The 14,984-nt window shown below is 70.9% G+C and carries 14 protein-coding genes; 7 read left to right on the top strand and 7 right to left on the bottom strand.

Translation table 11 applies throughout. The annotated features are described in order from the left end of the window. Positions 1-33 precede the first annotated feature (33 nt). Positions 34-582, top strand: coding sequence for a GNAT family N-acetyltransferase (locus FNH04_RS08540; RefSeq protein ID WP_152781963.1), 549 nt, complete (start codon positions 34-36; stop codon positions 580-582). 233 nt (positions 583-815) lie between these two features. Further along, positions 816-1,079: a GlsB/YeaQ/YmgE family stress response membrane protein gene (locus tag FNH04_RS08535; RefSeq protein WP_152781961.1), complete on the top strand. Its 264-nt coding sequence runs from the start codon at positions 816-818 to the stop codon at positions 1,077-1,079. A gap of 394 nt (positions 1,080-1,473) precedes the next feature. On the opposite strand, the gene FNH04_RS08530 is transcribed toward FNH04_RS08535, so the two are convergent. Together FNH04_RS08530 and FNH04_RS08525 are read right to left on the bottom strand one after the other, a co-directional pair. Continuing rightward, positions 1,474-2,265 (bottom strand): GNAT family N-acetyltransferase, encoded by a 792-nt coding sequence (locus FNH04_RS08530; protein WP_152781959.1) that lies wholly within the window; start codon positions 2,263-2,265, stop codon positions 1,474-1,476. Positions 2,266-2,388: 123 nt separating this feature from the next. Further along, complete coding sequence (locus tag FNH04_RS08525) at positions 2,389-4,800, bottom strand: glycoside hydrolase family 65 protein (RefSeq protein WP_152781957.1); 2,412 nt, start codon at positions 4,798-4,800, stop codon at positions 2,389-2,391. A 288-nt stretch (positions 4,801-5,088) separates the two neighbouring features. Between FNH04_RS08525 and FNH04_RS08520 the strand changes: the two genes are divergently transcribed. Beyond that, entirely contained in the window at positions 5,089-5,580 is a 492-nt protein-coding gene (locus FNH04_RS08520) for a nucleoside deaminase (protein WP_152781955.1), read from the top strand. Positions 5,581-5,631: 51 nt separating this feature from the next. Further along, positions 5,632-6,774, top strand: a complete 1,143-nt coding sequence (locus tag FNH04_RS08515) for an acyltransferase family protein (protein WP_152781953.1) — start codon at positions 5,632-5,634, stop codon at positions 6,772-6,774. Positions 6,775-6,814: 40 nt separating this feature from the next. Here FNH04_RS08515 and FNH04_RS08510 read toward each other — a convergent pair whose 3' ends face one another. From FNH04_RS08510 to FNH04_RS08490, 5 genes are read right to left on the bottom strand one after another with little or no spacing between them, the layout of a single operon-like run. Then, complete coding sequence (locus FNH04_RS08510) at positions 6,815-7,837, bottom strand: Gfo/Idh/MocA family protein (protein WP_152781951.1); 1,023 nt, start codon at positions 7,835-7,837, stop codon at positions 6,815-6,817. 26 nt (positions 7,838-7,863) lie between these two features. Next, positions 7,864-8,766 (bottom strand): sugar phosphate isomerase/epimerase family protein, encoded by a 903-nt coding sequence (locus tag FNH04_RS08505; RefSeq protein WP_152781949.1) that lies wholly within the window; start codon positions 8,764-8,766, stop codon positions 7,864-7,866. 1 nt (position 8,767) lies between these two features. Continuing rightward, on the bottom strand, positions 8,768-9,682 hold the full coding sequence (locus tag FNH04_RS08500) for an ATP-binding cassette domain-containing protein (RefSeq protein ID WP_152781947.1): 915 nt from the start codon (positions 9,680-9,682) through the stop codon (positions 8,768-8,770). Between the two features lie 9 nt (positions 9,683-9,691). After that, positions 9,692-10,771 carry an ABC transporter permease gene (locus FNH04_RS08495; protein WP_152781945.1) on the bottom strand — a complete coding sequence of 360 codons (1,080 nt, stop codon included), beginning with the start codon at positions 10,769-10,771 and terminating at the stop codon, positions 9,692-9,694. Beyond that, positions 10,771-11,787, bottom strand: a complete 1,017-nt coding sequence (locus FNH04_RS08490) for a sugar ABC transporter substrate-binding protein (protein ID WP_152781943.1) — start codon at positions 11,785-11,787, stop codon at positions 10,771-10,773. The genes FNH04_RS08495 and FNH04_RS08490 overlap by 1 nt, the downstream gene beginning before the upstream one ends. Before the next feature lie 326 nt (positions 11,788-12,113). On the opposite strand from FNH04_RS08490, the gene iolC reads away from it, so the two are divergent. The 3 genes from iolC to iolB all read left to right on the top strand — a co-directional run. Then, positions 12,114-13,070, top strand: a complete 957-nt coding sequence (gene iolC, locus FNH04_RS08485; protein ID WP_152781941.1) for a 5-dehydro-2-deoxygluconokinase — start codon at positions 12,114-12,116, stop codon at positions 13,068-13,070. Between the two features lie 29 nt (positions 13,071-13,099). Continuing rightward, entirely contained in the window at positions 13,100-13,978 is an 879-nt protein-coding gene (locus tag FNH04_RS08480; protein ID WP_152781939.1) for a Cgl0159 family (beta/alpha)8-fold protein, read from the top strand. Positions 13,979-14,096: 118 nt separating this feature from the next. Then, on the top strand, positions 14,097-14,984 hold an 888-nt coding region (iolB, locus tag FNH04_RS08475), incomplete at its 3' end, for a 5-deoxy-glucuronate isomerase (RefSeq protein WP_152781937.1).

Below are 14,984 nucleotides of genomic sequence, written 5' to 3'. Positions count from 1 at the left end.
GCCTGCGCGGCGGCCCCGAGTCAGGATCGTTCCATGGACGTCAAAGAACCCCTGCATCTCCCGTCGCCCCTCCAGCTCCAGGGCTTCGGCCTGAGGCTCCGGGAGTGGCACGACGACGACGTGACGGCCCTGGTCTCGGTGTACGACAACCCCGAGGTCGCCCGGTGGACGCCGGTGCCCTCCCCCTTCGACACGGACACGGCCCTCGCGTATCTCGCCGCGGCCCAGGTGAAGCGGGCCGACGGACGGGGTGTCCAGCTGGCCATCACCACGGACGGCCGGTGGCCCCTGGGCGAGGTCCTGCTGTTCCGCAGTCTCAACGACCCCCGGGACGTCGAACTCGCCTACGGCGTGGGCCCCGCCCATCGCGGCCGGGGCCTCGCCTCCAAGGCGGTCCGCCTCGTCACCGAGTACGCCACCCTTCATCTGAATCCCCGTCGCGTGGTCCTGCGTATCGAGGCGGAGAACACGGCTAGCGAGGCGGTCGCCCGGTCGGCCGGTTTCGAACTCACCGACGACGAGCCCGTCCTGCGCAGGCACAAGGACCGCGAGGTCGTACTGCGGACCTGGTGCCTGCGCTGAGCGCCGGGCGGGCCAGGCCGGACCGGCGGCGGGTCGGCTCACGTTGGGGGCCGTGTCGTCGATGACGAAGAATCCGGCGAACCTCCGTGCATGGCAGGTCGGCCGCCGCACAGGGCAAGCCTGCCTGTCGCAGCCGCAGGTGACACGGAACCGGACTGCACCCGCGCCCAGGGGGCACTCGCAGGGACGCGAGGGCCCGGCCTAAGGGAGGGTCCGGTGAAAAAGGGGTGGAGATGGAGATCTCCGGCATCATCAGTGCCGTCGTCATCGGCATCGTCATCGGCGTTCTGGGGCGGCTCGTCGTCCCAGGGCGTCAGCGCATCGGCATCCTGCTGACCATCCTCGTCGGCATCGTCGCCGCGCTCATCGGATCCGCGCTCGCCGGCGCGTTCGGTGTGGCGGACACCGACGACGTCGACTGGATCGAGTGGCTCATCCAGATCGCGCTGGCGGCGCTGGGTGTCGCGGCGCTCGACCGGACACGGGCTCGGCGCTGAGGCGGTGACCCCTGGGCAACCGGTCCTGGAGGCGGCCGTATCGGGCGGGCGGCACCGCTGCGGCCCCCCGCCGCCACGGGGGCCGGGGATCTCGCGCGCCTGCCGAGGTCGGCGCCACGGGCCGGAGCGCCGGACGACCGGGCGTTCCGCTACGAGGGCGCGCGGGTCATCGGAGTGACGCCGGCCCCCGGGCCGATGCGCTCACCGGGCGAAGGCCTCGGGCTCGGCTCGCCCTCGGGCGCGGGCCCGCTGCGCCGCGCACGAGCGTCCGGCCCGCCACTCCCCAGCAGTGCGCGGTCGGCCGCCCCGACCGTCGCCGTGGGCTGGGCCACCCACAGCGCCCTCGCCTCCTGGAGGGCACCGCGCCCCTGTCACCCATGGCGAGGGGGCGTCGTCACTCCCCCGCAGCCGCCCCCGGCGACACATACGGCGTCGTCGTGGTCAGTGGCACGAAGCCCAGGCGCTCGAGGATGGGGCGGCTCTGGCTGGTGGCGTCGACCTGGAGGTAGCGGTAGCCGTGCTCCGCGGCGACGCGGGCGCGGTGGGCGACCAGGGCTCGGTAGATGCCCCGGCCACGCCAGCCCTCCACGGTGCCGCCGCCCCACAGGCCCGCGAAGCGGGTCCCGGGGAGCATCTCCATACGGGCCGCGCTGATCGGCCGGTCCCCGGCCAGGGCCACCACGGCGACGACGGTGTCGGGGTCGCCGGTGAGCTGGGCGAGCAGCTGGGTGCGCATACGGGAGCTGTCCCGGCCGAAGGCCTGCGCGTGGACGTCGGCCACCATGTCGACGCCCGCCGCGTCGGTCACGGGGAGGAGCCGTACGCCTTCCGGCACCTCGATGTCGAGGTGCATCCCCCCGAACTCGGCGATCATCAGGGTCTCCTCGGGTTCGGGTGTGAACCCGGCGGCGCGGAGCCGCTTCCCGAGGTCGACGGGGAGGTCGTGCCCGTACAGCTTCCACTCGAACTCTCGGCCGAGCCCGGCGAAGTACCGCAGCTGTGCGGCGATCGCCCCGTCCGCCGTCGTCTCGTCCAAGTCGGACCAGAGGACCCCGCTCCAGCCGCTCTCGGCGCCGACCTGGCGCACCACCCGGTCCGCGCGCTCGATCCGCGCACCGGGCGCGTCGGGGCGCGCCCCTTCCCGCATGTCCCGGTCGAACAGGGCCAACACCCCGGCGTGATCCATATGGTCACTCCATCACCCCAGGTCTCCCAGGGCAACGTAATTCACCCGGATCTCATGGGCCACCCCTCAGGATCGGTTCTCCCAGGGCTCTCCCGGGGCTCTCCCGGGGCTCTCCCGGCGGCGTCATTCCGGCAGGGTGAGTTCCCGGGACTCCCCCGGCGCCACGGACACGGTACGGTCCGCGACGGCCACGGTGATGGGGGGCTCGTCCGACTCGGGCACGGTGATGTGCAGCCGCCCCGGTCGCAGCCGCAGGCGCACGCCCCAGTGGCCCCGGTAGCGGATCGAGAAGCCGTACTCGGACAGCTCCGGCAGGGGTACGGGGTCGAACCACAGCCGGCCGTCCCGGGCCTCCAGGCCGGTCAGGCCGCGCTGTACGAGATCGAGGGTGCCCGCCATGGCGCCCAGGTGGATGCCCTCGCCGGTGGTCCCGTCCTGCAGGTCGGCGACGTCCCCGATCAGCGACTCCTGGACGAAGTCCCATGCCCGGGTGCGGCGGGCCCGGGCCAGCACCCAGCCGTGGACGAGGCTGCTGAGGGTGGAGCCGTGGCTGGTGCGGGCCAGGTAGTGGTCGACGGTGCGATGCCATGTCCCGTCGTCCAGCTCGTACCCCAACTGCCGGAACAGGTCCCTGAGTTCGGTGGGCGGGAAGAGGTACCCGAGCATCAGGACATCGGCCTGCTTGGATGCCTGGTAGCGGTTGACGGTGTCGTCCTCGGCCTCCAGGATCCGGTCCAGGCGCCGGATGTCGCCGTAGCGCTCCCGGTACGCCTCCCAGTCGAGCTCCGCGAGGTCGCCGTAGCCCTCGAACTGACTGATGACGCCGGAGTGGAAGGGCACGTGCAGCTTGTGGGCGACGTCCTCCCAGACCTCGAGTTCGGCATCGTCGAGGCCGATGCGTTCGAACAGGTCGCGGCGGCGTGTCACGGGCAGGGTCCGCGCCACGTCGAGGGCCCGGGCGAGCACCCATGCCGCCGTGACGTTCGTGTACGCGTTGTCGACGAGGCCCGGTCCCGCCGCGCCCGGGTAGGCCTCGTGGTACTCGTCGGGGCCGACGACGCCGCGGATCCGGTAGCGGCCCAGCGTCTCGTCGTACGAGGCGAAGGCGGCCCAGAAGCGGGCGATCTGGATCATCATCTCGGCACCCTTGGTGTGCAGGAACTCCGCGTCCCCGGTCGCCTCGCAGTACCGCCACACGTTGTACGCGACCGCCGAGCCCACATGGTGTTCGAGCCGGGAGTGGTCGGGCAGCCAGCGCCCCGAGCGCGGGTTGAGGTGGAGCCACTGCGTCTCCTCGCGGCCGTCGCTGCCGCTCTGCCAGGGGTACATCGCACCGCGGTGCCCGGCGTCCTCGGCGGCGAAGCAGGCCCGCTCCAAACGACGGTGGCGGTACGTCAGCAGGGCCCGGGAGACCTCCGGGAAGTGCAGGTTCAGATACGGCAGCACGAACAGCTCGTCCCAGAAGACGTGCCCGCGGTACGCCTCCCCGTGCAGGCCGCGCGCGGGCACGCCCACGTCGAGTTCGGCGCTGTGCGGGGACAGCGTCTGGAGCACGTGGTAGAGGTGCAGGCGCAGCACCGTGCCCGCACCCCCGGGCACGTCCGGCTCGGCGGCGCGCCACAGCTGCTGCCAGGCGGTGCGGTGGGAGGCCAGCAGGGCCTCGACGTCGGGGGCGCGCCGTACGCGGTCGACGGCGGCGTGCAGCGGATCGCTGATCGCCGGGTCGTGGGAGGTGTGCAGGGCGACGGTCTTGTCGACGGTCACCGTGTGCCCGTCGGTCACGGGGAACCGGAACACCCGGGCGATCCGCCGCAGCTCCTTGACGTTGCCGGTCTCGGCCGGGGCGTCCGCCACGGTCCGCGCGGCGAGGCCGATACGGATGTCGGAGGTGCTGGTGCGGCACCGCATCCAGACCGTGTCGCGGGCCGCGACACGGGCGGCGGCGCGCCCCGGCCCGCCCGGTGACGTGCCGGTGTGGACGTGGGTGAGGTGCCGGGAGGCCAGCGCGCGGTACCGCTCGACCCCGCTGTTGGTGACCGTCCCGTCGAGCCCGGACTCCACTTCGATCTCCCCCGACCAGCCCTCGGGGGTGAACTCGGTGCGCAGCAGGGCCAGATGAGGGTCCGCCATATGGACCAGCCGGAGCTGCCGTACGGCCAGTCGCCGGCCGTCGGTGTCCTCGTACCGCACCGTGCGCTCCAGGGTGCCCTCCCTCAGGTTCAGGCGCTGGCGGTGGTCGAGGACCCTGTGGGTGTCCGGGGAGAACCAGTCGCCGAAGGCGGTGCGGAAACGCAGCGGCAGCCAGTTGGGCAGGTTGACCATGTCCTCGTTCTCGACCCGGCGGCCCGCGATCTGGGAGGTGAGCCGGTTGTAGCAGCCCGCCGCGTACGTGCCCGGGTAGTGCACGTCGTCGGCGGTGCACTCGGGGATGGCTCCGCGGGTCGCGAAGTAGCCGTTGCCGAGGGTGCACAGCGACTCGCGCAGTCGCTCCTCCACCGGGTCGTATCCCTCGTACTCCCAGATCCAGTCGCTCATTCCCGGCCCTCCGGCACCTGTGGCTCCGCACCGGCGCGAACCATCCGGACCACGCCGTAGTCAGCAGTTCACCATGGGTGATCGCGGCACGGCCCGGGCCCACGCCGAGGACGGCCGCGGCGGCGCCCGCCGGGTGGCTGCCGTCGTACCGGGCGGACGCTCGCGCGCCCTCTGCCCCGGGAGCGCGCGGACTCCGCAGGGTGGTCGGACGTAGTCTGCTCGAAGATCGCGGTCCGGGCCGATGGGCCGCGACCGCGCGGACGGCGTCGCGAGGAGGGTGCGTACGACATGGTGGACGACTCCGAGCTGCGGTACCTGCGGCGGTGCGTGGAGCTGGCGGCCGAGGCCCTGGAGGCCGGTGACGAGCCGTTCGGCTCGGTGCTCGTGGGCGCCGGCGGGACGGTGCTGGCCGAGGACCACAACCGGGTGGCCTCCGGCGACCGTACCCGCCACCCGGAGTTCGAGCTGGCCCGCTGGTCGGCGGCGCACCTCACGCCCGAGGAGCGGGCGGCCGCGACCGTCTACACGTCGGGTGAGCACTGCCCGATGTGTGCGGCCGCCCACGCGTGGGTGGGGCTCGGCCGTATCGTGTACGTGGCCTCGTCCGAGCAACTGTCCTGCTGGCTGGCCGAGTTGGGGGTGCCCGCGCCTCCGGTGCGGACTCTGCCGGTCGCGGAGGTGGCGCCCGGTGTGACCGTCGAGGGACCGGTGCCGGAGCTGGCCCGGGAGGTTCACGCCCTGCACCGCCGGTTCCACGGGAAGGCCGCCGCGCGGGACTGAGCCGCGCGGGACGGGGCAGACGAGCCGGGGTCCGCCCGTCGAGAGCCGGAGATGTCAGGAAACCTGGTGCAGCACGACCCTCCGACCCCCACCGCGCCCCGTGTCGACGGCGCGCCGCCCGCCCGCGGGACCTCGTCCAGGGATCCGTACTTCGACAACGTGAAGTACCTGACGATCGTGCTGGTGGCCTGCGGGCACGCCTGGGAGCCGCTGACCTACGGCAGCCGGGCGGTGACGGCCTCGTATCTGTTCGTCTACGCCTTCCACATGCCCGCGTTCGCGCTGGTCTCCGGGTACTTCTCGCGGAGCTTCGACATGGTTCCGGGACGGCTGCGGCGGCTGCTGACGGGTGTGGTCGTGCCGTATCTCGTCTTCGAGACCGCGTACACGCTCTTCCACCGATGGACGCAGGACGACTGGGGGTATCCGTTCAGCCTGCTGGATCCCTGGTACGTGATGTGGTTCCTGATGGCGCTGTTCGTCTGGCGGATCACCACTCCGGTCTGGCTGGCGCTGCGGCATCCGGTGCCGGTCGCGCTCGGCCTCGCGGTGCTGGCCTCGGTGTCACCGGATGTCGGTGGTGACATGTCGATCCAGCGGACCCTGCAGTTCCTGCCGTTCTTCGTGCTCGGGCTGACGCTGCGGGCCGGGCACTTCGAGCGGCTGCGCACCCGGCGGGTCCGGCTGTGCACGCTGCCCGTGGGTGTGGGCGCGCTGGTGGCCGCGTACGGGGTGGCACCCTGGTTCGACGCGGCCTGGCTGTACCACCGGGGCGCCGTGACGGGTCAGGGAGTATCCCGCTGGGCCGGGCTGGTCACCACGCCCGCGCTGTTCTGTCTGGCGCTGCTGCTGACGGCGTGCTTCCTGGCGTGGGTGCCCCGGCGGCACCTGTGGTTCTCGGCACTGGGCGCGGGGACGATGTACGGCTATCTGCTGCACGGCTTCGTGATCAAGGCGTCCCGCTTCGGGGACTGGTACGCCCCCGCGTGGCTGCACACCCCGGTCGGGGAGCTCACGGTGACGGCGATGGCGGTCGGCGGGATCACGCTGCTGTGCTCGCCACCGGTGCGTGCCGTGTTCCGGTTCGTGGTCGAGCCGCGGATGGAGTGGGCTTTCCGGAAGTCCGGCGACGCCACCACCCGGGAAACCGCCCCTGGCAGGGGTGTGCCCCGGGAGGCAGCACGGACGCGCTGACAGCCTCCGGGGGCACACACCGTCCCGTTCGTCCGCCCGTCTACCGGCGGTAGAGGGCAGGCCGCTCGACCATCTCGACCTCGACCCGGCCGCCCTCGCTCTGGGCGCGGACGCCCGCCTCGCAGACCGCCGCCACGGCATAGCCGTCCCACACACTCGGCCCGGTGACCTCGCCGCGCCGGGTGGCGTCCACCCAGGCCTGGACCTCGCGGTCGTAGGCGTCGGCGAACCGCTCCACGAAGTCCTGCGCGATCGTGCCGCCCCAGCGGCCGGCCAGGTCGGTGACGAGGGACTGCTCCTCGCCGATACGGGCCGTGCCGCGCTCGCAGACCGCCTCGGCCTTCACCTGGTAGCCGAAGCCGCAGTTGACGTTGATCTCGACGTCGACGATCGCGCCGCCGTCGGTCTCGAAGAGGACCAGCTGCGGGTCCTGAACGCCCTCGGGCGCGTTCCCGGAGGGCGTCGGGCGCAGCACGGTGACCTCCGTGATCTCCTGGTCGAGGAGCCAGCGGGTCACGTCCATCTCGTGCACCACGGAGTCGTTGATGAGCATCTCGGTGGTGAAGCCGGGCGGACTGGCGGCGTTGCGGTGCCGGTTGTGCAGCATCAGCGGGCGGCCGAGCCGGCCGCTGTCCAGCAGCGCCTTCAGCTTCATGTACTCGGCGTCGTACCGCCGCATGAACCCCACCTGGATCCTGCGGTGGCCCAGCTTCTGCTCGGCCTCCATCACACGGAGCGCGGAAGCCGCGTCGGGGGTGAGCGGCTTCTCGCACAGCACCGGCAGGTCGTGCCCGAACACCGTCAGCAGGGCCGCCTCGTGAGCGGGACCCGGTGAGGCGATGAGCACGGCGTCGACGTCGTCCGCGGCCATGGCGGCGCCCGGGTCGGTGTACGCGGTGCAGCCGTCGATGCCCTCGGCGAGTCGCTTGGCCCGCTCGGCGTCGATGTCCACCACGGCGGACACCCGAGCCCCGCTGGTCACCTCCTGGATACGGCGCACGTGGTCGGCACCCATACGGCCGGTGCCGATGACGGCGACCCCGAGCGTTCCGCGCTGAGTCATGGTGGGTGGTCGTCCCTTCCGGTGGGTCAGGCGCCGCAGGAGCGGAGGAACTTGCGGGTGCGCACGGCGATGGGCAGCGGCTTGTCCGGCTCGCAGGGGTACATGTCCTGCTCGACGATCGCGAACAGGTCCACGCCGAGCCCCTGGGCCGCGGCCAGCACGGGCCCCAGCTCCGGTACGCCCGCAGGGGGTTCGCACATCACACCGCGCTGGACGGCGGGGCCGAACGGGACACCGCCCGCGACCACGTCGGCGAGGATCTCCGGGTCCACCTGCTTGAGGTGCAGATAGCCGATGCGCTCGCCGTAGGTCTCGATCAGCTTGACGCTGTCGCCGCCGCAGTAGGCGTAGTGCCCGGTGTCCAGGCACAGGTTGACCAGGTCGGAGTCCGTCGAGTCGAGGAAGCGCTCGACGTGCTCCTCGGTGTCGATGTGCGTGTCCGCGTGCGGGTGCACCACGATGTCGAGGCCGTACGTCTCCCTGACCTGGCGCCCGAGCCGCTCCATGCCCCGGCTGAGGTGGCCCCACTGCTCGGTGGTGAGCTCGGCCGGCTCGATGATCTCGGCCGTCTTGTCGTCCCGCCAGAACGAGGGGATGACCACCAGGTGCTTGGCGCCCATGGCCTGGGTGAGGGCCGCGACCTGGCCGACATGCTCCCAGGTGGCGTCCCAGACGGACGGGCCGCGGTGCAGGGAGGTGAAGACCGTGCCGGCCGACACCTTGAGGTCGCGCCTGGTCACCTCGTCGGTGAGCCGGGCCGGGTCGGTGGGCAGATAGCCGTACGGCCCGAGCTCGATCCAGGAGTAGCCGGCCTCGGCGACCTCGTCCAGGAACCGCTCCCAGGGCACCTGCTGCGGATCGTCGGGGAACCAGACACCCCAGGAGTCCGGGGCCGAGCCGACCCGGATGCGGTCCAGGGCAGGGGTCATGTCAGGACTTTCCTTCCGGGGTTGCGGGGACGGGTGCGGTGAGGTCTTCTTCCTCGGGGAGTTCTTCCACGTCCACGCCGCTGACCTGGGCCAGCTCGTGCTTGAGCGCGGCGAGTTCCGCGCCGCCGGCCATGTGGTTGGTCAGCTCTTCGAGACTGACCTCGCTGCGGGCGGCGGACAGCTCCATCGTGCCCAGACGCAGCACGCTGAAGTGGTCGCCGACCATGTAGGCGTGGTGGGGGTTGTGGGTGATGAAGATGACGCCCAGTCCGCGGTCGCGGGCGGCGGCGATGTACTTCAGCACCACCCCGGACTGCTTCACCCCCAGCGCCGCCGTCGGCTCGTCCAGAATCAGTACACGGGCACCGAAGTGGACGGCGCGGGCGATGGCCACGCACTGGCGCTGACCGCCCGAGAGGGTGCCGATGGGCTGCTCCAGGTCGTCCAGGACGATGCCCATGTTGCGCAGTTCCTCGTCCGCGGTCTTCTTCATCGCCTCGATGTCCAGACGCCGCACGGGCCAGGGACCGCGGGTGATCTCGGAGCCGAGGAAGAAGTTGCGCCACACCGGCATCAGCGGCACCGTCGCCAGGTCCTGGTAGACGGTGGCGATCCCGCGGTCCAGCGCCTGACGCGGGGTGGTGAAGCGCACCGCCTCACCGTCGACGAGGAACTCGCCCTCGCTGTGCTGATGCAGACCGGAGATGATCTTGATGAGGGTCGACTTGCCCGCACCGTTGTCCCCCAGCACACACGTCACCTCGCCGGGACGCACCTGGAGGCTGACACCGTGCAGAGCACGGATGTTGCCGTACGCCTTGCCCGCCCCGCGCAGCTCGACGACCGGCCGTCCGGCCTCCGGGCCGGTGTCCTTGACGACGGCGCTCTGCGTGCCGGGTTCGTTGGTGGTTGCCATTGTGTGAACTCACCTCCGGGTCGCCGTGCGGCGGACCCACAGATTGATCAGGGTGGCGCCGAGCAGCATCACACCGAGGAAGGCCTTGAACCAGTCGGGGTTCCAGCCGGCGTAGACGATGCCCTGGTTGACCATGCCGAACATGAACGCGCCGAAGACCGGCCCGATCGCCGAACCGTAGCCGCCGGTCAGCAGACACCCGCCGATCACCGCAGCCGCGATGTAGATCAGCTCCTGGCCCACGCCCTCACCGGACTGCACGGTGCTGAAGGAGAACAGGTTGTGCATCCCGACGAACCAGGCACCGAAACCCACCAGCATGAACAGCGAGATCTTCGTGAACGTCACCGGCACACCCACCGCACGGGCGGAGTCCTGGTTGCCGCCCACCGCGAAGACCCAGTTGCCGTACTTCGTGCGCAGCAGCACCCACGTGGCCAGCGCGGCGAACACCAGCCACCACACCACCGTGACCTTCACATTCACGCCGCCGACGGCGAACGACGAGGCGAAGAGCGCCTTCGCCTGGCCGAAGCCGTCCATGTCACTGATGTTGTCCGTGGCCACGTTGTCGGTGATCAGCTTGGTGACCGCCAGGTTCACACCCTGCAGGATCAAGAACGTGCCCAGGGTGACCAGGAAGCTGGGCAGACCCGTCCTGATCAGCATCCACCCGTTGAACATGCCGATCGCCAGCGACGCCACCAGCGCGGCGACGACACCGACCCACACGTTCATCGTCAGCTGATAGCTGATCATGCTCGCGGTCAGCGCCGAGGTGATCACCGCGACACCGGAGGAGAGGTCGAACTCCCCGCCGATCATCAGCAGCGCCACCGGCAGCGCCATGATCCCGATCGTCGACGACTGGTACAGGATGTTCGCCATCGAACTGGCCTCACGCACCGGCGGCGCCGCGACCAGGAAGAACACGAACACCGCCACCGCCCCCAGGAACACCCCCACCTCGGGACGGGCCAGCAACCGCACCACCAGCGACCGCTGCGCGGTACGCCCGTCGGTCTGCTTGGACGGGCCGGAGGCCGGCGGTGTGGTCACCGCCGGCGCAGCCTGTTGGGTCATCCCCATCACCGAGTGCCCTTCGCGGCGAACGCGGCGACGGTGTCGACGTTGGACTTGTCCACGAAAGCAGGACCCGTCAGCACCGGCTCCTCGCCGCCGCCCATGTAGTTGCCGTTGTTCTTGTACAGCCACAGCGAGTCGATGGCCAGGTAACCCTGCAGGTAGGGCTGCTGGTCCACGGCGAACTGGATGTCACCGTCCTTGATCGCGCTGGTCAGCTCCTTGTTCAGGTCGAACGTGGCGACCTTGGCCTTGCTGCCCGCCTCGTCCACCGACTTCACCGCGGTCAGCGCGAACGGTGCGCCGAGGGTGACGACGTAGTCGATGTCGCTGTCCTGCTTGAGCTTCGCGTTGATCGTCGACTGCACCGACGGCATGTCGGTGCCGTTGACGTAGAGGTTCTCGACCGATCCCTCGAAGGTCTTCTTCACACCGTCGCAACGCTGGGTGAGACCGACGTTGCCCTGCTCCTGGATGACGCAGACGGCCTTCTTGGCGCCTTCCTCGTTCAGCTTCTTGCCGAAGGCCTCGCCCGCGACGCTCTCGTCCTGGCCGAAGAACTCCATCAGGCCCAGGGACTGCCAGTCGCTCACACCCGAGTTCAGACCGACCACGGGGATACCGGCCTTCTTCGCCTTGGCCACGACGTCCTTCATGGCGTCCGGCTTGGCCAGGGTGACCGCGATGCCGTCGACCTTCTGGTCGATGGCGTTCTGGACGAGGTTGGCCTGCTCGCCCGCGCTCGGGTTGTTGGAGTAGACGAGCTTGACGTTGTCCTTCGCGGCCGCCGCCTCGGCGCCCTTGCGGACGATGTCCCAGAACGTGTCGCCGGCCGACTGGTGGGTGACCAGCGCGACCGTCATCCTGGGGGTGTTTGCCTTGCCCGCGGATGCGTCCGCGCCGCCCTCCTCGGCCTCCTTGCCGCCGGAGCTGCTGGAGCAGCCGGCTATGAGCAGCGCGGACGCCGCGGCTATCGCGACGAACGGCGCGACTCGGCGGGAGCGGGGGTGAAAACGGTCCATCTTTCCTTGCACCTCACTGTGCGTAACGGGGGGAAAGGGAACGGGACGGCGTCGGGCGGGAAGCCCGCGCGGGCCCAGGCATTGAGGCCGGGGTCATGTGCCGGTGGAGCGGCGGTTTCGTTGGGACCGGATACAAACGCCTGTCCCACCCGGCTGTCAATACTTTGTTAAGACATCATTTCACTTGCAGGTCCGAATGTCCGTACAAACTCTTGACATGGGCCGGCCCTGGGATCTACACCTGGGGTACGCCCGGGCCAGCGTGCCCGCATCCCCCGCACTCCGGGCCCTCCACGGCCCGCATCCCCGTACGAGGAGTGACGCGCATGCCCGAGTCCGCCGAAACGTTCGATCTGATCACCATGGGCCGCATCGGGGTCGATCTGTATCCGTTGCAGACCGGTGTGCCGCTTCCACAAGTCGAATCCTTCGGCAAGTTTCTGGGGGGATCAGCGGCCAACGTCGCCGTGGCCGCCGCGCGCCTGGGTCACGCTACCGCTGTGATCACTCGGACCGGCAACGACCCCTTCGGTTCGTATCTCCACGACGCCCTCAAGGAGTTCGGGGTCGACGACCGCTTCGTCACCCCGGTCGACGCCTACCCGACACCGATCACGTTCTGCGAGATCTTCCCGCCGGACGACTTCCCGCTGTACTTCTACCGGCGCCCCAAGGCCCCGGATCTGGAGATCCACACCGACGAGCTCGACTTCTTCGCCATCCGCGCGTCCCGCATCTTCTGGATCACGGGCACCGGCCTGAGCGAGGAGCCCAGCCGCTCGGCCACGCTCGCCGCGCTGAAGGCCCGTGACAAGTCCGGCATCACCGTCTTCGACCTCGACTGGCGCCCCATGTTCTGGAACGACCCCGAGGCGGCCCGCCCGTACTACGCCGAGGCGCTGCGCCACGCCACCGTGGCCGTCGGCAACCTGGAGGAGTGCGAGATCGCCACCGGCGTCCGCGAGCCGAGAGCCTGCGCCCAGGCCCTGCTCGACGCCGGGGTCGAGCTGGCCGTCGTCAAGCAGGGCCCCAAGGGGGTGCTGGCCGTCCACCGCGACGGCACCACCGCCGAGGTCCCGCCGGTGCCCGTGGAGGTCGTCAACGGCCTCGGCGCCGGGGACGCCTTCGGCGGCTCGCTCTGCCACGGTCTGCTGAACGGCTGGGAGCTGGAGAAGACCATGCGGTACGCCAACGCGGCCGGCGCGCTCGTCGCCTCCCGGCTCGCCTGCTCCTCCGCGATGCCCACCGAGTCGGAGGTCGACGGCCTCCTCGCGCGCGGCTGACCGACGCCACCCCTGAACGGAGCGAAGTCTTGAGCATCAGCATCCCCGACCTCGTCACGGTGCGCGCCCGGCACCCGGAGGCCATCGCCGAAGCGGCCGCCCGCCGCGTGCGCCGCCCGCTGATCGGCGACAGCGGCCGCCTGATGATCGTGGCCGCCGACCACCCGGCCCGCGGCGCCCTCGGCGTGGGCGGTCACCGACTGGCCATGGCCAACCGGGCCGATCTGCTGGAACGCCTGTGCGTCGCGCTGTCGAGACCGGGCGTGGACGGGGTGCTCGCCACCGCCGACATCCTGGAGGACCTGCTCCTTCTCGGCGTCCTCGATGACAAGGTTGTCATGGGCTCGATGAACCGGGGTGGCCTGGCCGGCGCGTCCTTCGAGATGGACGACCGCTTCACCGGCCACCGCGCCGAGGACATGGAGCGGCTCCGCTTCGACGCCGGGAAGCTGCTGGTGCGCATCGACTACGACGACCCCGGCTCCCTGCGCACCCTGGAGTCCACGGCACGGGCCATCGACGACATGGCGGCGCGCCGGCTGCCGCTGTTCGTCGAGCCGTTCATATCGCGCCGCGTGGACGGCGCGGTCCGCAACGACCTGAGCTCCGACGCCGTCACCCGGTCCATCGCGATCGCCTCGGGCCTCGGCGGCACCTCCGCCTACACCTGGCTGAAACTGCCCGTCACCGAGGACCCCGACGACATGGCCGCGGCACTGGAGACGTCCACTCTGCCCGTCGTGCTGCTCGGCGGCGAGGTCGGCGGGGACCAGGAGGGCGCCTATGAGAAGTGGCGCAAGGCGCTGCGGCTGCCCACCGTGCAGGGCATGGTCGTGGGCCGGTCGCTGCTCTACCCCGCCGGAGGCAGCGTGGAGACCGCGGTGGACACCGCGGTCGGCCTGCTCTGACCGCCTGAGCCCGCCCGCCACCGTCCGGAAGCCCGCCTCGAACCTCCCCGAAGCCTGTTCCTGCTCCGTCTCGGAGCTCGCTTCGACACCGCCCAGAAGGACGCGAAGGAAACGCATCATGACCGCCACGCACCACCTGCCCGCGGGCAAGGCCACGGGTGACGCCTACGCCGTGAACATCACGCCCGAGTCGGCCGGCTGGGGCTACTCCAGCCTGCGGGTGCTCGAACTGCCGCCCGGTGGCCGGCACAGCTTCGACAGCGGCGACAGTGAGTGGATCGTGCTGCCGCTCGCCGGCTCCTGCACCGTCGCCGTCGACGGTGACACGTTCAGGCTGAGCGGGCGCGAGAGCGTCTTCAGCGGGGTCAGCGACTTCGCGTACGTACCCCGTGACGCCCAGGCCTCCATCGCCTCGCGCGACGGCGGGCGCTTCGCCCTGACCGGCGCCCGCTGCGAGCGCCGGCTGCCCGCCCGCTACGGCCCCGCGTCCTCCGTCCCGGTCGAACTGCGCGGCACCGGCAACTGCTCCCGCCAGGTCAACAACTTCGGCGCGGCGGCCCCCGCCGGAGGCGGTGACGGATACGGTTTCGAGTGCGACAAGCTCATCGCCGTCGAGGTGATCACGCCGGGCGGCAACTGGTCCTCCTTCCCGCCCCACAAGCACGACGAGCACCGGCCCGGTGAGGAGTCGGAGCTGGAGGAGATCTACTACTTCGAGTTCGCCGGCCACGAGGGCACCCCCGGTCTCGGCTACCAGCGGGTCTCGCCCTCCGGCCAGGGCACCAACACGGACGTGCTGGCCGAGGTGCGCGACGGCGACGTCGTCCTGATCCCGGACGGCTGGCACGGACCGTCCATGGCCGTGCCCGGGCACCACATGTACTACCTCAACGTCATGGCGGGCCCCGACCCCGACCGTGCGTGGCTGATCTGCGATCACCCGGACCACGCGTGGATCCGCGGCACCTGGCCCGAGCAGCCGGTCGACCCCCGTCTGCCCCTGTAC

Origin of the sequence: Streptomyces phyllanthi, assembly GCF_009377205.1 — a bacterium.
Classification (GTDB): Bacteria; Actinomycetota; Actinomycetes; order Streptomycetales; family Streptomycetaceae; genus Streptomyces; species Streptomyces phyllanthi.
Note: the sequence above shows the minus strand (reverse complement) of the source record. Positions and strands in the feature narration are given on the sequence as shown.